A 21,239-nucleotide genomic window follows, 5' to 3' on the forward strand; every position below is an offset into this window, starting at 1 on the left:
ATGGCTTATTATTTCTTACACTATAATACTGCAATTAAAAACACTGTAATCAAACGCATTATTTTCTATTCTTTTATTCTAGCAACCGATGGCTTTTTATTATGACTCAATCTCAATTTATTAACCCAAACGAAGACACTCGTATCGCTCATGGTAGCCTTGTGAAGTTGCACTTTGAAGTTTCACTAGAGAACGGCACCATCATCGACTCAACTTTTAATCGTGATTCACCTGTGTCTTTGACCATTGGTGATGAAAGCTTGTTACCTGGTTTTGAGCAGGTACTAATGAATCTACGCGCCGGTGATACTCGTACCGCACACCTTGAGCCAGAGCAAGCTTTTGGTGAGTGGAATCCTGAAAACATCCAACATTTTAGCCGTACTCAGTTTGCGCTAGTCGCTGACAATCCAGAAATTGGCATGATGGTTGAGTTCGAAGACAAAGGTAAAAACACGCTGCCCGGTACGATTAGTGCCATCGATGAAGATCAAGTCGAAGTAGACTTTAACCACCCATTGGCAGGACAAGACGTATTATTCAAAGTGAAAATCTTTAAAGTCACACCGCCTGGTGTCACAGGTATCAAATTAATGTAGTCACTTAAAGACTATCGAAAACTCGTTAGACGTTAACTAAAATAAAAGCTCGCGACGATAAAAATTAATATCGATAAAAAAAGCCAAAAGGGAGACTTATATGCAGTATCAAACGTTACCGCAACTCGATGAAAAAATATCTAAAATCTGTCTAGGCACGATGACATGGGGACAGCAAAATACTGAGTCCGAAGCACATGAACAAATGGACATGGCGCTCAGTGAAGGTGTGAACTTTTGGGATACCGCCGAGATGTACCCGTCACCACCAGATAAAGACAAACAAGGTGATACTGAGCGCTTTATGGGCACTTGGTTTAACAAGACCAAACAGCGTGACAAAGTCATTCTCGCAAGCAAAATATCGCCAATGAACTTTTTGCGTGATGGTCAAACGCGCTTTAATGCCGAGCACATTAGCAGCGCTATTGACGGGAATTTGGAGCGTCTACAGACAGACTATATCGATATCTATCAGCTGCATTGGCCAGAACGTCAAGCGAATTTCTTTGGTCAGCGCGGCTATGATGAAGAAATGGCAGCACAGTCGTTAGACGATTTAACGCCATTTTTAGAGACTATTCAAGCGTTGAACGATGAAATCAAAAAAGGTCGTATTCGTGCTTACGGCCTATCAAATGATACCGCGTGGGGACTGATGCGCTATCTATGGGAAGCAGATAAAAATGGCCTAATTCCACCACTTACCGTGCAAAACCCATATAGCTTATTGAATCGTTTATACGAAGTTGGTATGGCTGAGATTGCCCATCGCGAAAACGTCGGGCTACTTGCATATTCACCGCTTGGTTTTGGTGTGTTGTCTGGCAAATACCTTGATGGCAAACGTCCAACTGGCGCACGTTTGACCATGTATGATCGTTTCGGTCGTTATGTGAACGAGCAAGCCAAATCAGCCACTGAACAATATGCCAAGATAGCTGCTGATGCAGGTTTGGACATGGCGCAGATGTCATTGGCTTTTGTAAACTCTCGTCACTTTGTCACCAGTAACATCATTGGAGCGACAACGACCGAGCAACTCAAATCAAACATCGACAGTGTCAATGTGGAGCTAACAGCAGATGTATTAGAAGCGATTGAAGCGGTGCATACACAGCAGCCTAATCCATCGCCATAATTGGTCTTTCATAGAGATTGAATTTTAATAGAGCCTGCTGAATAAATAATATTATGTGTGCTCTATTAAATTTCCTATAGAAAAGGGCGCAAATCGTTTCGATTTGCGCCCTTTTATTAACTGGCTTAGATTAGCTACACTAGCTCAACTCTAAATAATCAGTCTTCAACTGGTGTGCTAAGAACTCTTGAATGTAGATCTGCCAATCCTTCGTTCATGCGTGCTTGTAATAAATTGGTCAGCTCGCTTTTGTTACGACCTTCTGGATCTATAGGCGCGAGTGGCAATACGTAAGCGGTCACGTTTTTGCTATCGAGCACTTTTTTCATACTTTCTTTCATCGTCAGCTTACCATAGTATGGCAATGCGTCGCTTAGTGTGCCGTCTTTGTTGACATAAGCGATGATAATCGGTCTGATAGGCACATCAGCGTCAATGGCTGCTTGCAGCAATGTTCCATGAATGCGCTTTACTTTTTTACCACTGGTGGTGGTCGCCTCAGGGAAGAAAATAATCGAAAAACCTTTGGCTAGAAAGTCAGCAATCTGTGCCGATACTGAGCTTGCATCACCGGAGCCGCGCTCGATGAAAAGCGTCCCTGCGGCATGAGCAAGTTTGCCAAATACAGGCCATTCACCGATTTCAGCCTTGGATAAAAAGAACGCTGGGCTCACAGTACCAACGACAGGAATATCCATCCATGATACGTGATTCGATACCCACAAACCATGGAACTGCTCTACAGGTTCCACTTCTACTACTTTTACCCCAAAAGAGCCTGCCATCTTGCGGCAGAATGTCTGGATATAGCGTGGTAGGGTTTCGCGTGGTGGCTGCTTAAATGCACCGATACGCTTTGCCGCGCGTATGCCGCCGACCATGGTTGTGGTCATACCAGCAACCTGCCTGCCTCGGCTCAACTGTCGTCTGAGTGAAAAGCTTGATTTAGCTTGGCTCATCTTCGCCCTCATGATTAAATAACGGGTGTTTAATAGTCAAAAAACGAGCCCAGTATAACAAAGTTCGCACACTCAGTGATAGCTTGTTCACTCAGTGAGTGCTGACTTTTATACAAATGGGTAATAAAGCAGATTTATAAAAAATTATCCGCAGCAAACGCTGTAACATAAAACCATCGTTAATTATGCTAATACGCTTTAATATCAAGTGATAAGACCATATATAGATAATCATATGAACGCTACGTCAAAGCTTATTGAGCTGATTATGGCGAGACATTTACTTTATTAAATAGGTGATACTCTTTGGATTATTTTGAAAGACATGAAGGTGGCGAACGCGCCATTTTAGTACATTTAGACATCCGCCAAATTCAAGATCCTGACGATCTTAGTGAATTTGAGCTGTTGGCTGATTCAGCAGGTGCCGATCGTTTGGCGCTAGTCACTGGATCACGCTCGCGCCCTGACGCCAAATACTTCGTTGGTAGCGGAAAAGCAGAAGAAATCGCAGAACTAGTGCGTGAACACGAAGCAGACATCGTACTGTTTAACCACAGCCTGTCGCCATCACAAGAGCGTAATATCGAAGCGCTAGTGAAGTGCCGCGTGTTGGATCGTACTGGTTTGATTTTGGATATTTTTGCGCAGCGTGCCCGTACCTACGAAGGTAAGCTGCAAGTAGAGCTGGCTCAGCTTAATCATCTATCAACACGTCTGGTACGTGGTTGGACGCATTTGGAACGTCAAAAAGGTGGTATTGGTCTGCGTGGACCTGGTGAGACTCAGCTTGAGACCGATCGCCGTCTACTACAGACTCGCGTCAATCAGCTAAAGAGCAAACTAGAAAAAGTCCGTCAGACCCGTGCGCAAGGTCGCGCCCGTAGACAGAAATCTGATGTGCCGACCATCTCACTGGTCGGCTACACCAATGCGGGCAAATCTACTTTGTTCAATCGCTTGGTCGATGAGAACATCTATGCTGCTGACAAGCTATTTGCGACGCTAGACCCTACTCTACGCCGTTTAGACTGGCAGGGAGTTGGTCGTGTCGTCTTGGTCGATACGGTTGGTTTTGTTCGTCATCTGCCGCATGAGCTGGTTGAGTCTTTTCATGCAACCCTAGAGGAAACGCTAGAAGCAGACTTGTTATTGCACGTCATTGACTCCTCTAGCGAAGATATGCACGAGCAGATTCAGGCGGTCAAAGAAGTATTGGCAGAAATCGATAACGATGTACCTGTGCTCAATGTCTATAACAAGATTGATTTGACTGATGAGCCTGCACATATCGGCTATGCTAGCGAAGGTCAGCCAAACCGCGTCTATGTTTCTTCTAGACAGAACCTAGGCATGGAAGAGCTAACGCTTGCCGTACAGCAACTGTTGACAGGTAAACTGACGACGTTTGATTTAACCTTGCCGTATGATGCTGGACAGTTCAAAAACACTCTATATGAATTGGGTGTTATTGAAGAAGAAAGCTATGACGATACAGGTCGTGAATGTCTGACGATTCGTTTGCCAAGTGACCGCTTAAGACAGCTACTCGGTCAAGCCAACTTAAAACCTATCGATGTATTGCCGCTGGCACAAGCAACACTACTGATGCCGGTACTAGAAGAGTTTGAAAAAGTTGATGACGTTGAAGAGCCAACCATGACAGAGGCTGAAGAAAAGGCGTTTGACGAGTTTGATGCATTACACTCAGAAACAGCTGATTCAGAAAAATAATAGTCGTTTCTGTAGAATAATAACTACTGTTAAAGTGAGTCATTTGCGGCAGTAATCAAATGAACGTTTGATTCATACTGTTAGACCATAGACCCTTATATAGTACGTTAAAATAGAATAGACGATATCCATTGATATCGTCTATTTTTTTTGGATATGATGAGTCACGATGCATAGGCTTTATTAGTTGCCTCACTCTCTATATAATCGCCTGTTATACATTCAACAAATATTGATAGATAGCGTTAATACTTTAAAAGTGAATCATTGCTACTATCAGTATTTATAGCATCATTTTCTACGTTGTGTTCTTGGTGCAACCACGAATTTTATTTTGTACACCATCCATTTATATCTGACTTGGCCAGAATTGCTTATGAAGCCTGCTCACTCTCCCCATCTTCCACTATGGCTTGCGTTAATTCTAACGTTGACCATGGTTATCGTTGTCCGAGAAACGGCAGTTGTTCTCTGTCAAATGGCAGGCATCGAAAAAGCGGCCAATATTGTCGGTTTGGTTGCGATGTTTGTTATTTTGATGGCGTGGCGACTGCTCAAGGGGTTACCGAGCTGGCTCACACAGGCCAGTAATACATTGCTAGTCGATAGTGGCTTTGCCTTCTTACCAGTTTCTGCTGGTGCAGGTTTGTTGCTATTTGCTCTAGGAGATGAGCTATGGGGTGTGATGATAACGATGATCGTTAGTACGCTCATCCCATTGTGGGGACTGGCATTACTGGCCAATCGTTGGCTCAATCACGCTGCAAACACTGATAGTTCGCCTACCACTGAGCAAAAGGGACAGCCCTGAGCTGCGGAGAAATATTATGACTTTTGACAGCGTATTTATGGCAACCCTAGCCGCAATATTATTGACATTAGCAGCACACGTAATTGCACGTGTATTGGCACGTAAATTATCATGGCTACCGATGGTCATTACCGCACTTGTCCTAGTGCTTGTTTTCCTATTTGTACTGCAGTGGGATTACAACAACTATTACAGCGCGGCAAAACCTGTATTTGACCATCTGTTGGGATATGTGACAGTACTTCTGGCTGTACCACTGGCGGCGATGAATTTTAAAGGCTTACCAGTCAAAAAACTCACTCTAATTGTCGCTATTGCTAGTGTCGTTGGTGCATTACTGCCTATGTCGTTGGCTTACTTATTTTCACTCAGTCATGAGACCCTATTGGCTTTCGCTACCCGTTCTGTGACTACGCCGATTGGCTTGAGTGTCGCAGATTTAATCAAAGCACCATTGGCAATGGCTAACCTAATTATCATCGTCTCAGGCCTGATAGGTGGTACTGTTGCTCGCTTTTTGTTCCGCAATATCAATGATGACCGTGCTAAAGGTCTAGCACTGGGGCTAGCGGCTCACGCGTTTGGTACTGTAGAAGCATGGCAAATCAGTCATACAGCCGGACGTTATGCTGCATTTGGCTTGGCAGTGAACGGGTTGGTTACCGCGGTTTGGGTGCCTATTTTTATCAGTGCTATCGGTATCTAGTTATCACTGAAAGTCTACCTACACTATTCTTATATTTTTAAAAACCTAACCATTAATAGGCTTATCTACTGTTAATTTTATATTGAAAATCACCTCGACTATTCAAATGTCATTATTATTTCTTAAAAAATTGAGACACTTTATTTATCTGAATTTATAAACGAAAAAACCGACTACAAATGGTTCGTTAAGTCACTTAGAAAAGTTAGTATATTGATTTATCTAAGATTATTTAATAATAAAAATCTGATTTTACAACTTAGTTTGTCAATCTGATGCGTCAAAAAGTTATTATATGTTATAGTAAGCAACTATTATTTTTTGTATCTATTGCAAGTGGTTCCTTATTGAAAGTGATAATTGCTCAGCTGCTGTCCTTACAGTAGGCTAAATAATTCTGCAAAATCAGTAACCGCTTAAGCGCCTAAATCAATGCATATGTAGGCAAAACAATTTGCTGTTATTCGATAAAAAGTGATTTTACTATGATAAATACGGCTACCTTAATGACTCGCTACTTATCTCCCCTTTTACTAAGTGCCATTGCTCTTTCGACCTTTTCTGTCGCTGCCAATGCAGGCAATATGTATATCTACAAAGACAAAGGTGGACAAGTATTATTGACCAACGTCAATCCTAGTGGAAATTTTGATAAGTTTACGAAAAAAGTAAAAGTAACTTATTATAAAGACTCTAAGATGTATGACGGAAGCAGCGATAGCTATGGTAGCAGTGCCGCTAGCAACAGCGGAAGTCGCAACTCTTACGACAGCTACATTCGTGCGTCCGCTGAGCGCAACGGTGTGGACCCTGCCCTAATGAAAGCGATGATGCATACTGAATCAGCTTTTAATCCAAACGCACGCTCACCAGTGGGCGCACAAGGCCTGATGCAGTTGATGCCAGCAACTGCGCGCCGTTTCAATGTCAGCAATCCTTGGAACCCTGCAGATAATATCGAAGGATCAGCCAAATATATTGCATGGCTCATGCGCCGCTTCAACAATAATGTCGAACATGCTGTCGCAGGCTACAATGCGGGCGAAGGCAATGTCGATAAATACGGTGGCATCCCTCCATTCAAAGAAACACGTAACTATGTTCAAAGAGTGATGAGCCGTTATCATAGCTTGTATAAGAACGATGCAGGACTGTTTGGTGCAAGTATCAGTGCTAACAATCAAACCAGTAGCACCAGTACAAGTAATGGCTTACAAAATGTCAGTTATGGCACCAGCAGCAATGTGAATAGTGCTAGCTATGCCAACTCAGCCTATGCTGCTTTACGCTAAGCCAGTTATCTAAAAGTCAGACATAAAAAAGCCCATTAACGAATTAATGGGCTTTTTTATGTCTGGATGCTTTATATCTTGAGGCTTCATATTTTGATGCATTAAGAGTAATAAAGCCAAACTGTGAGCCACAATTAAGGACTCACAGCCTAGTCCAACACTATTTGATACTTACTTGTTAGCAGCCTGAGTTGCAGCAACTTCAGCAGCGAAGTCTTCTTGCTTCTTCTCGATGCCTTCACCAACTTCTAGACGTTTGAAGCCAAGTACTTTTACGCCTTCAGCTTTTAGGACTTCGCCAACTTTCTTGTCGTTGTCCATAACATATGGCTGACGTAGTAAAGTTACTTCGTCTAGGTACTTACGTAGGCCACCTTCGATCATTTTTTCAACGATGTTGTCAGGCTTGCCAGACTCACGAGCTTTTGCTTCGATGATGTCTTTTTCGCGTGCCAATACATCAGCAGCAACATCTTCGTCATCTACAGCAACAGGGTTGAATGCAGCGATATGCATAGCAAGGTTTTTACCAGTGTCAGCGTCGCCGCCTTCAAAAGATACAACTACACCGATACGTAGACCATGACGGTATGCAGCAATGTTAGTACCTTCAAGTGTTTCAACACGGCGAATCTGGATGTTTTCACCGATTTTCTGTACTAGTGATACACGTGCTTCTTCAACAGTCTGACCTTCGCCATAAGACAATTCAGAGATAGCAGCAACGTCAGTTACGTTGTTTTCTAGCGCAAGGTTAGCAACTTTTTCTGCAAATGCAGTGAAGCTGTCATCTTTTGCAACGAAATCAGTCTGGCAGTTAACTTCTAACAAGAATGCTTTGTTTTCGCCTTGAGCGATGATGATAGCGCCGTCAGCTGCGATGTTACCCGCTTTTTTAGCTGCTTTAGCTTGACCAGATTTACGTAGGTTATCAATGGCAACTTCAACATCACCGTTTGATTCTTCTAACGCTTTTTTACATTCCATCATGCCAAGACCAGTACGGTCACGCAATTCTTTTACCATTTTGGCAGATACTTTTACTTCTGTCATAAGAGTCACCTTAGTATAGTTATGTATAGGAGTGCTGTATTTCTATTCGATATCTTAGTATTACTTAAAATCTTGCAGACAGCTCGTTTTGAACGATTACTAATATAGCCATAGATGATGTCAAACAAATAACATCTCTACAATATAGCGATATGACTAGTAGGAGCGATAATACTCGCCCAATAGCTGCTCGCTTATACGAATGGCATTATTAATAAGGTTTTATTCAATAACAAGGCATGACGAGTAAAACTACATCATGCCTATTATGAGCTTATACGCTGTTCAAAACATTATATGGATGCTGATAGATACACTATCAAGGCATCCTTACAAAGTTAAACTTTTTAAGTCAGCTACTTATTCTGCTGGAGTTGCAGCAGCTTCTTCTGTAGCTGGCGCTTCTTCAGTTGCAGCAGGTGCTTGCTCAGCTTTACCACCAGCTTGAGTTTGTGCGTATTCTTTACCAGCGATGATAGCATCAGCCATAGAAGTTACGTACAAAGTCACAGCACGGATAGCATCATCGTTAGCTGGGATGATGTAGTCAACGTTGTCTGGGCTAGAGTTAGTATCAACGATACCGATAACTGGGATACCCAAGTTCTTGGCTTCTTTAATAGCGATAGCTTCGTGATCTACGTCTACTACGAAGATAGCGTCAGGTAGGCCGCCCATGTCTTTGATACCACCTAGTGAACGCTCAAGTTTTTCCATATCGCGAGTACGCTCTAGCGCTTCACGCTTAGTTAGCTTAGCGAAAGTACCGTCTTCTGCTTGCTTTTCTAGCTCTTTTAGACGGTTGATTGACTGGCGTAGAGTTTTCCAGTTAGTCAACATACCACCTAACCAGCGATGGTCAACGTATGGCATGCCAGCGCGAGCTGCTTGCTCACGTACGATACCGCTTGCAGCGCGTTTAGTACCAACAAATAATACTTTGTTTTTCTTAGCAGCTAGGCCGTTTACGTAAGTCAACGCTTCGTTGAACGCTTTTACGGTGTGCTCTAAGTTGATGATATGGATTTTGTTACGTGCGCCAAAAATGTATGGACCCATTTTTGGGTTCCAAAAACGTGTTTGGTGACCAAAGTGAGCGCCTGCTTGTAGTAAGTCGCGCATTTCGATTTTGGTTGGATTCTTTGTAGCCATGAGAATATATCCTATTGGTTGGGTTATGCCTCCACATCACAAAAACAGCCTATTTAGCGACACGCATCTGCTACCAGTTAGTTTTCATTAGTAAAGCACTAACAGATCACAAATTAATCAAGTCGCCAAACACCCAGCAATTTTTTGCCATGATGTGTGTGTCATTGGTTAGTTTAAAAAAAGAAGCTATTGCTAGATTGAAGTAAATGCCCAAATCTAAACTATAAAGTGAATTATAAAAAATAGCTGCGCTGTATTTTATCACATAACGCCTCAGAATCTCCAGCAGTTTGTTTGTAGCGTATCAATAAGATAAAAACAAAATATGGCGATAATAAAACAAAAAAAGCGACACATTTGCATCGCTTTTTTATGATTATCTTTTTAATAGCTATTTTTCAAGCAAGGTTAATGCTGTCACTCTTTTATAGTTATCACTCTTTTATAGAGGATTGACTATAACTTATGCAATGCAAATACCAATGACCGCCTTGTAACCACGCCACGTAAATGGTGTGATATAGCTTTGACGATCTTTAGGCAAATAAGACACGCTTGGGGCACTCTCTACAATGTGCGGCGGCGAGATAATAAACTCTGAACCAAACTCTGTCCGAGCATTACCTGAGATTGTATTGGCCATTTCACCCAACAAATCTTTCATCATGGTGATTGAAGAGTCAGGCTCGCCCATCACTTTGATGACTTCTCGCAACATCACGCTTGGTGCACTGACATAGACGCAGCCTTCTAAAGGCCCTGATATCTTAATGACACCGCTATAATCAAAGCCAATCGCGCTTTTGTTGTTGTTCAAGTAAGGGGTATCAATTGACACTTCCGAGCCATCGATTTGCGCAAAAAACGCATTGATCGAGCTTAAAAATACACCCAATTTTTCTACTTTAACCATAATATATTAATATCCATCTGTATTACGTGGCAGCATTAGTCTTGCAAACAAACCACAATCTCGCCTACTTGAGAATGCCAAGTGATGGGGATGATAAAAGAACGCTCATCGTTCGGCAACACAATACTTTGTGGCGCACCTTTGAACACAAATGGTACAGAGATATGAAACTCTGAGCCAAACTCTTTACGTGCATTGCCTGCGATGGTATTAGCCACTTCCCCAGCCAGATCTACATAGTTCTCTTCACTTTTATCGGTTTCGCCCATGCTGTCTAAGATTGAAGACAGCAATTCACGCGTCGCCGAAAAATATACCACGCCTTTTTGGCCACCAGATATACCAATCACGCCCGTATAATCGTGGACTTTTGGCTGTTTGTTCTCTAGTAAGTAAGGGGTATCGGCAATAAGCTCTTCTCCCCCAAACTGGTCAAAATAATTACTAATAATACTTAAAAAAATCTGTAGCTTTTGCTCTTTCATAATGACATCTGCTTTGGTCGATGAATGGTATTAGTCTTGCATCAGCTCATACAAAGACTCTACAAGCTCCTCTTCCGAAAAAGGCTTGCACAAAAATCCGCTAGCACCTAGCGACAGTGCTTCGATGCCGGTGGCTTTGTCCGATAACGCTGATACCACTAAAATGCGTACTTCAGGATCAATCGCGATGATTTTTTCAATACATTCTAGCCCATCCATTTGTGGCATGGTTAGATCCATGGTGATCACATCAGGGCGATGAACATTGAACTTTTCGATGGCTTGAACACCGCTGGTCGCTGTCGCAACCAACATGAACTTTCCTGAATCGTATGCGCGCTGAATACGGTTTCTAATAATATTTGAATCATCAACAATCATTAACTTATGCATAACTTATCTACTACCTTTAATGAAGTGCTTGTCGTCCCTGACAATATAATTACTATTTTGATTAAGCTTTAGGTAAAGTAATGACAAACCGTGTCATCTGACCCAGATCGCTATTTACGTTAAGCTTGCCATCATACTCTTTTACTTTTGCTTTAATGATATCAAGTCCAACACCGCGACCACCGTCTTCATCTGCATGCTCTTTGGTAGAGAATCCAGAAGAGAACAGCTGTTTGAGCAAGTCACCTTTGCTAAGCTGATTTGCCTCTTCCGTACCGAAACGACCTTCTTGAATCAGTTTATTACGGATGCTGTCGTAGTTGATGCCTTGTCCGTCGTCTTGCACAACCAACATAAAGTTTGAACCGTTGTCTTGCACTTCCAGATCAATGGTCCCAATGTCAGGTTTGCCAGTAGCATGACGCATACTTGGCGATTCGATACCATGGACTACCGCATTACGCAGCAACTGAATACTGATTTCTTTGATTGGCTTTGCAAGATGTGCCGGAATGCTGGTTTGGGTTAGCGTCGTACTTTTTAGCTGTACTTGCTTGCCCTGTCTTGCAGCAATTTCTTTTGTAAACTCATTGTAGAAAGACAATAAATCGTCATCTGCTTCATTGTCTAAGTCGATATCTAGCCCACCATCAAAGTCAGCATTGCTAGCTGCATGGTCTGCTACTGGATTTTGAGTAGCGACTGGTGCTTGTACGGTTGACGACTTAGCTGCTGTCGGTGCTGAGCGGTTGATACGCTCACCCAATGTCGCAATTGTATTCGATAAGCTGAGCAAGTCATCCAAATGTACTGCCAATGGTAAGAAGTCATTACCAGATAACTGACCTTGGTTTTGTAATGCATGTAACTTGTCTTCAGCATCAGAAGCAATCTTCGTAAAGCTGTGTAGTTTTAGTGCTGATGCTTCACCTTTTAAGCTGTGCATTTCACGATAAATAGCTTTTAATTTGCCTTCAAGCTCATATTGTGAGCTACCAGGATTTTTTAAGATATTATTCATCTTCTCGATATGTGCTTGGGTATTACCAATAAACTCGTTAATAATCTTTGGATTCACATTCAAGATAGTCGTTAACATCTCAATCTGCATATCGTTTTGCGAACGCTCTTTTTCTAGGCGCTGTTCTAAGTAGACTGCATCTGATACATCGTTAACGTTGACCAAGATACGGGCAATGTCTTTATTGTCATAAACACGTGAGAATTTAAAATCTAAGAAGCGATTATCAAGACTCTTGTCTTCAGACAAATTATGCAGCATGACTTTGTTTAATGGGTTAAGTGAATCTACCAGTTTTTCTTTAACTCGAGGGTTATAGAGCTGCTCAATGAATTGCTGTGTGGTCTTGAGGTCTTTATCAGAGATACGACCACGCAAGACATTGGTAAAGTTTTCCCCTGCCAAACTATCAGAGCCGATGATATTGTTCAGAGCGCGAGAATGCTGTTGACCAATATTCAAGTCTTTATCAAGTAGGAAAAGACCTGTATTTACTGTTTCCATAATCTCTTGCGTTTCTTGGCGAGCGGCAAGTGCTTCAGCATCCGTCTCACGTAGACGACGTACAAAGAAGAATACGAAGATTAGGAAGTAGGTAAAGATAGCGGCAACACCAAGTACCTGAATAAGACGAATGGTAGTTGCTTGACGTTCTGCACTATTAAATACATCTTTTGTCAGACTATCTAAAGAATCGTTAATAAACAAACTTGATGTTTTAGCCTGCTCAACTGCTTGAGTCAATTCATCAGCAGAAGGCACCATAACGTTATCAGCATCTTTTAAGTATGCTTGAATTTTTGGCTCTAGCGCTTTCCATTGCTCATTGGCAGCGGCAATGTTGGTTTGTGCGTTGCTATCAATTTTTGGTAAATCGTAGCTATTACCTTCTTCATCTGTGATCGTGCCACCTTGCTCAATCGCTGCAATAGAGTTGGTAATCAACGTCGTGTTTTGCTCTAAACGACTTAATGCTCGTTGTATGTGTGGAGACTTAGTATCCTCACCATAACTGCTGTCCAAGTCGAAAAGATCTTTAATTACCGCCTGTGCACTGTTTGCAACTTGGTTGGTTTGGTCAATTAAAGCGGTGTTTCTTTCTAATAAGTTTGAGGTATAAAACGTGAACGCTAGCAAAGCACCAATTAGAGATAAAAATAGTGCAATTGAAATAATCAGACCTTGATAGCGCTTATTGTCGACATTAGGTACGGTTGCCATCTTCAGAATTCCTTAGTTCACTTGCTTAGTATTAGTATCAGAATCACTTTCTTCAGCAGTCTCTGCTGCGCCCAACCAACGATTCTCAATCTCTTTAAACGTTCCTTTTTGTTTGAGCTTTGCAATACCTTCATCCACTTTACGAATTAAGTCATTATTGCCTTTCGCCATCAGAATAACCTGCTGGGCTGATGGATTGTCTTCACCCTCATAAGAGACGATAGTGACGTCATACTCTGGATGGTTTTTTGCCGTAAACTGTAAAATAGGTAAGTCATGCAGAATGACATCGACCTTGTCCTGCATCAAATCTTCAAATAATAGATAAGCTGTGCTTCGAGTCGTCATTTGGCTATATTTACCCATCGCTCTGAGCTGATCATCTTGCTTTGAGCCTTCCATTGCCGCAACATGCATGCCTTGCAAATCATCTAAGCGATTTATTTTTAGGTCAGCATTTTTGTACATGACTGCAGATGGATTAAAGAAATAAGGAGTAGAAAGGCCATATTTTACAGCGCGGTCATCTTTGTAAGAGATACCTGAGATTGCTAGATCACGTCCACCAGACTCTACTGTGTCAAACATGTTCTGCCAAGTTTCCTTGTAGAACTCGACTTTGAAGCCTTGTTCTTCACCGATAGCACGGATTGAATCAATATCAATACCTTGCATATTCCCATAATCATCTTGAAACGAGAACGGTGGCATCGTACCTGTTGTGGCCACCTTTATGGTTGGCGCCGAAGCAGGCAGCTTGCTCACAAAGCTATCTGTGTTTTCCGTTACTGTTGCGCTTGCATTTTCTTGAGTAGAAGAGTTGCCACAGCCAAATAGGCCAACACTCAATAGAATTGGTAACGCTCGATATAACTGCATCATAATCTATCCTTGAAACCTAACGTTGTTTTACATCTTAGTGAATGACAATCTAGCAATGTTAAGTAATGTCTATACATATTTGCTTACAGAAAGTTACGTTAGATAATACTTGTCTAATTTTATGATTGCAATAATTATGTTGGTCATTATCTACGATTAGTTATATATAGCAAAGTATGCATATACTTTTGAACAACATATACTCGTTTATAATCAATAAATTCCATTATATAAGGTGCCTATAAAATTTAATTTTGCTCTGAAAAAAATAAATAAAGCGTACAAAAAAGCACTCATACGCTGTGAACGTATAAGTGCTTTTTAAAATACAGCTAACTTAAAACAGAGATGCTTTTACTCTGCATCATCCAAATTGAGATTACGATCAATTTTCCAAATCAGGAAGGAACCGAGACTCATTAGTGAGAACAGGGCAATACCAACCTTGAGGACTGGATTGACTGGAAACAGGTTCAATAACAAACCACCAAAGATACCGACTGAAAACATTAGCGAGCCTTGCAACGCACTTGCCATACCAGCACGGCGTTTCTGAAAAGCGAGCGCAATTGCAGAAGCATTAGGTTGGGTCAGACCCAATCCTGCGATACAAAAGAAAATACAAGCCAGCACCAGTGGCAACCAAGCATCCGTCCCTAAAAGCAAACCAGTCACGAATAGCACACCCGCAGAGATAACCTGCATTATCGCCCCAAATCGCAAAATACTTAGTATTCGAAAGCGATTGGTAAGCCATTGGTTCAGCTGAGTCAAACCTACAAACCCCGCCGCATTCATTCCAAATAACCAACCAAAATGCGTTGCTGAAACGCCATAGGTATCCATAATTAGTTCAGAAGCCGAGCTGATATAGACAAACATCGCTCCCATTAACAATCCACCACCAATTGCTGGGTAATTAAAGGTCGGATCTTTTAATAAATCCCAATATTGACTGAGCACTTCTCTTGCAGGGCGTACGTTACGATTTTCCTCGGTCAAAGTTTCAAAAAAGAAAAACTTGGTAAGTAGCAAGTTTAGAGCGCCAAATACAGCTAAGAACCAAAATATAGAGTGCCAATCAAAAAACTGTAAGAATAGCGCGCCAAGCGATGGTGCCAATATGGGTGCTAAGCCCATCACTAAAATCATGATGGAAAAAGCTTTTGCCGTTTGTTTGGCAGTGAGGCGATCTCGAATTGCGGCACGAGTAACTACTGCACCGACGCACGCGCCCAATGCTTGTAGAGTACGGCCTGCAAACAGTACGTACTCATTATCAGTGGTCGCACAAAGGATAGAAGCGATAACGTATAACGTCATACCTATATATAAGGGTTTGACACGGCCAACACGATCACTGAAGGGTCCGTAAAATAGTTGCCCAAATACCAAACCTAAAAAGTATGCAGGGACAGAGTTGGCCATAAAAGCCGTTGAGACACCGAAATCATCGGCCATCGATGGCAGTGCTGGCAGATACATATCAATTGATAATGGCCCTACCGCAACCATCAGCCCAAGCATCATAATCCATGCAACAGGCAAATCAGCAGAGCGCACTCGCTCAGAAACGATAGGTTTGTTTGGAAGGGAGGGTTTTGAAGCAGACATATTTAGACCGTTTTATATAGTGGCTATTATTTTTGATATTTTATTTTTCGACGTTTAATTGCTTGCACGTGTTGTTAGGTAGGCTTTCGTCATTTTACTGGCTTATCCAGTAATCAAAATAGATACCTTTAACAACAATAGTGCATCTTTACCCAGATTGGTGCAAGCAGACAATGCTATATCGTGCTATCTGCTTGCATTTCAATGGCTATAAGATATTGGCTAAACAACCGTTAACAATTAAAACTCGTCAAAATAATTTATCAAAATATGTCTGGTTTTCTTAGATAATAGCCCTCTTCTATTAAAGCGAGTCAAATAAAAAACAGAACTAGCAAAGTTGCTAGTGGAAAAAATTTAGCGGAATTGACGTTTGCCAAATAAGGTGCTGGCCTGCTTTGCTTTTCTGAGGGCAAGCTTACGATTACGACCAAGCATCATTTTAAGCTGCCATGCTTTTTCTTTATATAAAGTCTTAGCAGGCTGATCGTACATCGCATTTATCACACGTTTACTTGCTAGCACCGCATCAGGAGAGCGCTCTGCAAACTCGGCAGCAAGCTTTTGTGCTTGTTCAAGAGGCGCTTCACTACAATGGCTAATCAAGCCTAACTCTTTGCCTTCATTAGCATCGATGATACGAGCGCTCATGGCGAGCTCTTTTAGAGTATCTTCTCGTAGAACTCCAAATGCTGATTGGGTCAGTCCCATATCTGGCACTAACCCCCATTTAGCTTCCATAATAGATAGTTGACAGTCAGGGTGACTGACACGTACGTCACAAGCCAACGCCAACTGTAACCCAGCGCCGATACAGTATCCCTCTAACACCGCTATGACAGGTACTGGCAGATCACGCCATACCAAGCATACTCGTTGGAACGCACTTTGCCATGGCTTAATCAACTCCCAAAGCGCAAATGCTGTATTCTTTGGATGATTTAAGTCCCCTAAGTCGATCCCTGCACAAAACGTTCCCTCTGCCCCATTTAGAATGACCGCGCGTATGGTTCTGTCCTTGCTAATACGACCTGCTAGCTTAATCAGCTCATTGATTACCTGAAAACTCATGGCATTTTTTTTATGTGGACGATTTAAGGTAACCGTCAGTATGTTGTCTGTAATACTAACTTGTAAGGTCTCATACTGGTAACTTGCAATCGCGTTCATAACAATCCTTATTAATGAATAAAAAAAATATGGTTCTAATATTCACAATATTAGCAGGCTTGTCTTTGTTGTACCGTAGTAATAACTGACTGCCACGATACTATAGTCAGTTTCATATACAGCAGATATAGAGTGTCTAGCTAATAGCGATAAGCAAATCTAACGAGGTTACTTATCGATCTATGCATCTGAATTATTCTGACCTTCTTACCTCATCTTCAACTTATATCATTTTCCACGTCATATCATTTTCGCTCAAGCGATGATAATTAAGCTGCGGATAAGACGATAAATCTACTTTTTGCAAGTTGTCTAGCGCCGTTAATAATGCCTCATAATAGGGCTCAATCATTGCAAACTGCACAGGTGTCGTATGCTGTACATTCAGCAGACACTTATCTTCCAAATCTTGGCTAGCCTGACGCAATTGTGGTACACCCGTATATCGACTACCGCCCAATATACGATGGGCAATTTGTGCCAGCATGTTACGATCATGAGCTTCCCATGCCTGAATGAGGGCCTGTTTTTCATCATTGATAGTATCGATCATCATGATAATAAGCTTGGCCGCCAATTCAGGTTTGTTCGCTGAACGAGTGAGCGCATCTTGCCAATCTAAAATGTTTGAGGTATCGCTTTTGCTTATATTATTTTGGCTAAGGTCATTGTTGATTTGCTCGTGTAAAGCCGAGTTAGCGTTAGCTGTCCTATCTTGAGAACTACTGTCTTGAATGCTTTTATCTTGAGAGCTGTCGATAGACTTTGTTGTTGATTGTAGTAGTGGCGACTGACCTTGTTTTTGTAGGCGTAAGCTCTCATAGCGTGGCTGAATATCACGCGCAGTATCCCGTCTATAGCCTTCACGAGGCTGGCTATCACGCAAATAATCATCACGGATTTTTTTCAGGGATAGTGGACGGGTAATTTTCGGCTCGCTACTGACAGAGGTACTATCACGATCTACCCCATCTCCTCTTATTATTGGATAAGTAGCGGTTAATGTATCTGAAGACATATCTGAACTGGCTTGAGACTCTTTATTATTTACCTTGTTAGAGAGTAAGTCGTTCGATAAATCATTATCGTTAATTGAGTAACCGCGCAGCGAATCAATAGCAGTTAGCTCAGCCCCTGTTGGGTCGGTACCCTTTACGTTAGCACCTTGTAAATTATCACCCTGCAAATCAGAATGCTGTAAGCCAAAGCTCTGCAAATCTGTATCGGGCAGCGCGGTCAATTGTGGTGTAGTACTCTTGCGACCAAGCCATTTCTGTAGCACTTGCAATAACTGAGGTTGGCTAATCGGTTTGCCGACATAGTCATTGATACCGCTGGCTATAAGTTTGTCACGTTCATCTGCCAACCCATGCGCGGTCAGAGCGATAATAGGGATACGACTATCCGCATTTTCGATATTTCGAATCTGCTTAGCTGCCTCATGTCCCGACATCCGCGGCATTTGAATATCCATAAAGATCAGATCAATATTATCTTTGTCTTGCGTAGCCGCTTTATCATCAGCGCTCGTGTCCTCATGATAGAACGCGCTATTTGTTTTCTTATTTATCTCATCACGTGTTTCTGCTTTAGAAAGTTGCGTTTTATTCGATAGGCTTTGCTTATCGCTCTTGGCAGTTTTGATGTTTTTGGTTTGTTGTTTACTGATAATCTCGATAGCATCAAACCCACTGCTCGCAGTAACTACCTGAATCCCTAGCTCGCTCAATAGAGCATCAAGCACTAGTAAATTGGGCAAATGGTCATCAACTGCCAGCACCGTGACCCCTTTCCAGCGTGGTTCCTGCAAGCTTTGCGGCGTACTACGGCTTTGGGTATCGAGCATCGCATACAATTGTCTTTTGTCTAATGGCTCATACAGTATGTTGGCATGATAGCGGTTGAGTAGCGCTTGATCGGCAGCTACTTGGTAGCCAAATACAGCAAGCTTGCCTTGATAATGCAGACGAATTTGCTTGAGGAGCGCCATCATATCGTCTTGCGTGTCATCATCAACGATGACCCAATCCCAATAATTACCGTGCTCTTTCAACGACTCCAGTACACCCGGCAACGAGTTGGCTTGAGTCAATTTAATTGGTAAGTATTGCAAGCTGGCCTTGAGTACTTGTATCGAAGCGGTATGATTGATCCAAACCAACACGTTAAACTCGTCAGTCTCGCTTGCCAGTGGTGCTAATACTGGTAATTCAATCGTCTGCCCTGTGGCCGCCTCTAGCACGTCGACATGGGCTGGCATGCGAAACCAAAACGTCGCACCTTGGTTGGCAATATTTTCTTGAGCATTATCATGAAACCCAATATCACCGCCCATCAAGCGTGTTAACTGTTTGGAGATGACTAGACCCAACCCTGTACCACCATACTGACGCGTGATTGATGGATCGCCTTGGCTAAAGCTTTGGAACAGCATTTTTTGATCTGCCAGAGAAATACCTTTTCCACTATCTTGCACGCTAATCATCAGATAATTATCACGGTGGTCATCTAAGCTCACACGCACCACCACATCACCACTATCCGTAAACTTAATGGCGTTACCAACGATATTGGTCAATACTTGCTTAAGACGTAGGGCATCGCCATTGATACGCATCGGCACATCATTGTAAAACAATACGGCCATGCGTAAACCCTTCTCCGCAGAGACCGGAGATAGCATATCGACCACATCGTAAATGGTGTCATAGAGATCAAATTCATGACGATCCAGTACTAGCTTGCCTGCTTCAATTTTAGAAAAATCTAAGACATCATTTACCAAAGCAAGCAAATGTGCTGAGGACTTACGTATGGTCTGTACATACAAGTCCTGCTCAGGATTAAGCTCGCCATGACGTGCCAGCAAATTAATAAAACCATCGATACTGTTCAATGGTGTACGCAGTTCATGACTGATATTGGCTAAAAATGCAGACTTGGCTTGGCTGGTTGAAATCGCTGCATCACGTGCATTTCGAATAGAGATGTTTTGCATCTCCATCTCATCAAACGCCAAACGTAAATCATCCTCCGTTTGCTCTGCATGGTCTTTGAGCTCTTGAAAGCTTCTATGTAAGCGGCGCAACGTTCTGACTAAATCTTGCTGTAATAGATTCAGTTCGCCATCTGACTCAACGGGTACAGGTTGGTATAAATTATCGACATGGGTACGTTGCAACTGCAAACGCAGTTCATAAATTGGGGCAATCCAACGTTTTGAATAGATATTTAGGCTCAGTAGTAGAATCAAGATAGTAAACAAGCCTGTAATCACTAATGCCATCGCAATACGATAGCGTGCAATGTAGAGCGGCTCATTATCCATATCGACGAGCAACCACAATGTCTGCCCTTCAAACTCTCCTAACACACTGCCATACGCTGTGCCTACAGGCGTTGGGCGTTGTGACAAAAAGCTTGCGGAATCACTGATTAATGGCCACTCTTCATTGAGGCCATAACCGACTGTTGCCAATATTTGATTGCCTTCATTAATAATAGCAATGCGCTGTACATGCTGCTCAGACTGCATACGTCCAAGCTTATCTTGGATACCCTCTAGCGTCGTCATCGCCGCTTGTTGGGTCCTCTCAGCACTACTCCCTACTTGCTGGCGCTCTTGTTCTAGCAGCTCAGGAATCAGTTCAGCTATGACTGGCGTATAACGAATAAGTACCGCTTCGGCCAATACTTCTTGCTCAGAGTCGCTTGCACGCATGGTTTCGTGAAATACTAAGATGCCGCCTACTGCTGCCAACACACAGATAGGCAAAAACACCAGTATGATCAGCTGACCATAAGCACTACTGGTATCGAAACGTTTTTTATATGCCATGCTAGGTCTACTCTCTACTAAGGTTCTTGCCGTGAATTTTTGTGATAACGTCAGTATTCGTGATACTTGCAGCGCGTCATATCAGAGCATCTGAGTAAGACGCTATTCTTAATGAAGCTATTAATCGTTAATAAGGTCACTAATTTTGATAAGACAGTTGATAAATAGTTCAAGATTATCTTAACAGGATTCTATAAGTACTGGTTAGGCATTCCATATGATGAATAACGTTATAATTAGAGTACCAACCACTCT

General features: G+C 42.2%; 17 protein-coding genes. 6 read left to right on the top strand and 11 right to left on the bottom strand.

Going from position 1 to position 21,239, the window contains the following annotated elements:
• Positions 1-101 precede the first annotated feature (101 nt).
• Both ACIGBM_RS00995 and ACIGBM_RS01000 read left to right on the top strand, forming a co-directional pair.
• Positions 102-599 carry a peptidylprolyl isomerase gene (locus ACIGBM_RS00995; protein ID WP_397476476.1) on the top strand — a complete coding sequence of 166 codons (498 nt, stop codon included), beginning with the start codon at positions 102-104 and terminating at the stop codon, positions 597-599.
• Between the two features lie 100 nt (positions 600-699).
• Entirely contained in the window at positions 700-1,740 is a 1,041-nt protein-coding gene (locus ACIGBM_RS01000; protein WP_397476477.1) for an aldo/keto reductase, read from the top strand.
• Positions 1,741-1,898: 158 nt separating this feature from the next.
• On the opposite strand, the gene ACIGBM_RS01005 is transcribed toward ACIGBM_RS01000, so the two are convergent.
• Positions 1,899-2,699, bottom strand: coding sequence for a 1-acyl-sn-glycerol-3-phosphate acyltransferase (locus ACIGBM_RS01005; RefSeq protein WP_191114729.1), 801 nt, complete (start codon positions 2,697-2,699; stop codon positions 1,899-1,901).
• A gap of 306 nt (positions 2,700-3,005) precedes the next feature.
• Between ACIGBM_RS01005 and hflX the strand changes: the two genes are divergently transcribed.
• The 4 genes from hflX (at position 3,006) to ACIGBM_RS01025 (ending at position 7,242) form a co-directional block, all read left to right on the top strand.
• Positions 3,006-4,433, top strand: coding sequence for a ribosome rescue GTPase HflX (hflX, locus tag ACIGBM_RS01010; RefSeq protein ID WP_057758442.1), 1,428 nt, complete (start codon positions 3,006-3,008; stop codon positions 4,431-4,433).
• A 376-nt stretch (positions 4,434-4,809) separates the two neighbouring features.
• The gene (locus tag ACIGBM_RS01015) at positions 4,810-5,244 is read left to right on the top strand and encodes a CidA/LrgA family protein (RefSeq protein WP_397476478.1); all 435 of its coding nucleotides are present in this window, start codon (positions 4,810-4,812) and stop codon (positions 5,242-5,244) included.
• 16 nt (positions 5,245-5,260) lie between these two features.
• Positions 5,261-5,950, top strand: a complete 690-nt coding sequence (locus tag ACIGBM_RS01020; protein ID WP_397476479.1) for an LrgB family protein — start codon at positions 5,261-5,263, stop codon at positions 5,948-5,950.
• Positions 5,951-6,435: 485 nt separating this feature from the next.
• Positions 6,436-7,242, top strand: coding sequence for a lytic transglycosylase domain-containing protein (locus ACIGBM_RS01025; RefSeq protein ID WP_397476480.1), 807 nt, complete (start codon positions 6,436-6,438; stop codon positions 7,240-7,242).
• A 171-nt stretch (positions 7,243-7,413) separates the two neighbouring features.
• On the opposite strand, the gene tsf is transcribed toward ACIGBM_RS01025, so the two are convergent.
• The 10 genes from tsf to ACIGBM_RS01075 all read right to left on the bottom strand — a co-directional run bounded on the left by tsf (position 7,414) and on the right by ACIGBM_RS01075 (position 20,984).
• Complete coding sequence (gene tsf / locus ACIGBM_RS01030) at positions 7,414-8,295, bottom strand: translation elongation factor Ts (protein ID WP_290175556.1); 882 nt, start codon at positions 8,293-8,295, stop codon at positions 7,414-7,416.
• 360 nt (positions 8,296-8,655) lie between these two features.
• On the bottom strand, positions 8,656-9,447 hold the full coding sequence (gene rpsB / locus ACIGBM_RS01035; protein ID WP_335731855.1) for a 30S ribosomal protein S2: 792 nt from the start codon (positions 9,445-9,447) through the stop codon (positions 8,656-8,658).
• A 463-nt stretch (positions 9,448-9,910) separates the two neighbouring features.
• Positions 9,911-10,360 carry a chemotaxis protein CheX gene (locus ACIGBM_RS01040; protein ID WP_057758429.1) on the bottom strand — a complete coding sequence of 150 codons (450 nt, stop codon included), beginning with the start codon at positions 10,358-10,360 and terminating at the stop codon, positions 9,911-9,913.
• Positions 10,361-10,395: 35 nt separating this feature from the next.
• Entirely contained in the window at positions 10,396-10,845 is a 450-nt protein-coding gene (locus ACIGBM_RS01045) for a chemotaxis protein CheX (protein WP_201607363.1), read from the bottom strand.
• Between the two features lie 30 nt (positions 10,846-10,875).
• Positions 10,876-11,238 carry a response regulator gene (locus tag ACIGBM_RS01050; protein WP_057758425.1) on the bottom strand — a complete coding sequence of 121 codons (363 nt, stop codon included), beginning with the start codon at positions 11,236-11,238 and terminating at the stop codon, positions 10,876-10,878.
• A gap of 61 nt (positions 11,239-11,299) precedes the next feature.
• Complete coding sequence (locus tag ACIGBM_RS01055) at positions 11,300-13,480, bottom strand: ATP-binding protein (protein WP_397476481.1); 2,181 nt, start codon at positions 13,478-13,480, stop codon at positions 11,300-11,302.
• Positions 13,481-13,492: 12 nt separating this feature from the next.
• Positions 13,493-14,362, bottom strand: coding sequence for an ABC transporter substrate-binding protein (locus ACIGBM_RS01060; RefSeq protein WP_296209709.1), 870 nt, complete (start codon positions 14,360-14,362; stop codon positions 13,493-13,495).
• Between the two features lie 354 nt (positions 14,363-14,716).
• Complete coding sequence (locus ACIGBM_RS01065; protein ID WP_397476482.1) at positions 14,717-15,976, bottom strand: multidrug effflux MFS transporter; 1,260 nt, start codon at positions 15,974-15,976, stop codon at positions 14,717-14,719.
• A gap of 357 nt (positions 15,977-16,333) precedes the next feature.
• On the bottom strand, positions 16,334-17,146 hold the full coding sequence (locus ACIGBM_RS01070; protein ID WP_341609758.1) for a crotonase/enoyl-CoA hydratase family protein: 813 nt from the start codon (positions 17,144-17,146) through the stop codon (positions 16,334-16,336).
• 223 nt (positions 17,147-17,369) lie between these two features.
• Complete coding sequence (locus ACIGBM_RS01075; protein WP_397476483.1) at positions 17,370-20,984, bottom strand: ATP-binding protein; 3,615 nt, start codon at positions 20,982-20,984, stop codon at positions 17,370-17,372.
• Positions 20,985-21,239: the final 255 nt, after the last annotated feature.

It is taken from the genome of Psychrobacter sp. NPDC077938 (genome assembly GCF_044542635.1).
Taxonomy (GTDB): Bacteria; Pseudomonadota; Gammaproteobacteria; order Pseudomonadales; family Moraxellaceae; genus Psychrobacter.

Excerpts from the sequence above, each read along its gene's own strand:
- ACIGBM_RS00995 (WP_397476476.1), top strand. The coding sequence starts at position 102 with ATGACTCAATCTCAATTTATTAACCCAAACGAAGACACTCGTATCGCT.
- ACIGBM_RS01000 (WP_397476477.1), top strand. The coding sequence starts at position 700 with ATGCAGTATCAAACGTTACCGCAACTCGATGAAAAAATATCTAAAATC.
- ACIGBM_RS01005 (WP_191114729.1), bottom strand. The coding sequence starts at position 2,699 with ATGAGCCAAGCTAAATCAAGCTTTTCACTCAGACGACAGTTGAGCCGA.
- ACIGBM_RS01015 (WP_397476478.1), top strand. The coding sequence starts at position 4,810 with ATGAAGCCTGCTCACTCTCCCCATCTTCCACTATGGCTTGCGTTAATT.
- ACIGBM_RS01020 (WP_397476479.1), top strand. The coding sequence starts at position 5,261 with ATGACTTTTGACAGCGTATTTATGGCAACCCTAGCCGCAATATTATTG.
- ACIGBM_RS01025 (WP_397476480.1), top strand. The coding sequence starts at position 6,436 with ATGATAAATACGGCTACCTTAATGACTCGCTACTTATCTCCCCTTTTA.
- tsf (WP_290175556.1), bottom strand. The coding sequence starts at position 8,295 with ATGACAGAAGTAAAAGTATCTGCCAAAATGGTAAAAGAATTGCGTGAC.
- rpsB (WP_335731855.1), bottom strand. The coding sequence starts at position 9,447 with ATGGCTACAAAGAATCCAACCAAAATCGAAATGCGCGACTTACTACAA.
- ACIGBM_RS01040 (WP_057758429.1), bottom strand. The coding sequence starts at position 10,360 with ATGGTTAAAGTAGAAAAATTGGGTGTATTTTTAAGCTCGATCAATGCG.
- ACIGBM_RS01045 (WP_201607363.1), bottom strand. The coding sequence starts at position 10,845 with ATGAAAGAGCAAAAGCTACAGATTTTTTTAAGTATTATTAGTAATTAT.
- ACIGBM_RS01050 (WP_057758425.1), bottom strand. The coding sequence starts at position 11,238 with ATGCATAAGTTAATGATTGTTGATGATTCAAATATTATTAGAAACCGT.
- ACIGBM_RS01055 (WP_397476481.1), bottom strand. The coding sequence starts at position 13,480 with ATGGCAACCGTACCTAATGTCGACAATAAGCGCTATCAAGGTCTGATT.
- ACIGBM_RS01060 (WP_296209709.1), bottom strand. The coding sequence starts at position 14,362 with ATGATGCAGTTATATCGAGCGTTACCAATTCTATTGAGTGTTGGCCTA.
- ACIGBM_RS01065 (WP_397476482.1), bottom strand. The coding sequence starts at position 15,976 with ATGTCTGCTTCAAAACCCTCCCTTCCAAACAAACCTATCGTTTCTGAG.
- ACIGBM_RS01070 (WP_341609758.1), bottom strand. The coding sequence starts at position 17,146 with ATGAACGCGATTGCAAGTTACCAGTATGAGACCTTACAAGTTAGTATT.
- ACIGBM_RS01075 (WP_397476483.1), bottom strand. The coding sequence starts at position 20,984 with ATGGCATATAAAAAACGTTTCGATACCAGTAGTGCTTATGGTCAGCTG.